General features: G+C 70.3%; 1 protein-coding gene. It reads right to left on the bottom strand.

Annotated elements, in window-relative coordinates:
- On the bottom strand, window positions 1–553 hold a 553-nt coding region (locus ABB25_RS14030), incomplete at both ends, for an HAD family acid phosphatase (RefSeq protein WP_275452798.1).

The following is a 553-nucleotide window of genomic DNA, read 5'->3' as shown; positions in this document are numbered from 1 at the left end:
CTGGTTGAACAGCGCATCGCGCTCGGCCGGGCTGTTGCTGGTGAGCTGGGCCATGTCGGTGATCTGGTCGCCGACCTGCAGCAGCACCCGGTAGCGGCTGGCGGCGGCAATCCGGCGGCAGCCCTTCTCGCTGCCGTGCGGGGTGCAGCCCGGCACTTCCACGCCAAGGCCGTAGTAATTGGCCTCCTCCACCGGGAAGCCGTAAGCCCGCAGGTTGGCAATGGTGTCGGCGGCCATGTCGTGGGTGCGGTTGGAGATGTAGACGATGGTCACGCCCTTGTCGGCTGCGGCCTTGGCAAAGGCCAGCGCGCCCGGCACCGGGGTGGCGCGGCGCTCGCTTACCCAGGCGGCCCAGCTGGCCGAGCCATAGCTGGTGCCATCCACCACCAGGCGGGCCTGGTAGGCCGAGTTGTCGAGCATGGTTTCATCGATATCGACGATCACCGCCGGCTTCTGCGCCGGCGTCTGCAGCTCGGCGCCCTCGCCGGGCAGCAGCGCGGTCCACTGCGGGTCGGCCAGGGCGGCATCGAGCTGGGCTTCGGCGGCGCGCCAG

Source organism: Stenotrophomonas koreensis (assembly GCF_001431525.1).
Lineage (GTDB): Bacteria > Pseudomonadota > Gammaproteobacteria > Xanthomonadales > Xanthomonadaceae > Stenotrophomonas > Stenotrophomonas koreensis.
Note: the sequence above shows the minus strand (reverse complement) of the source record. Positions and strands in the feature narration are given on the sequence as shown.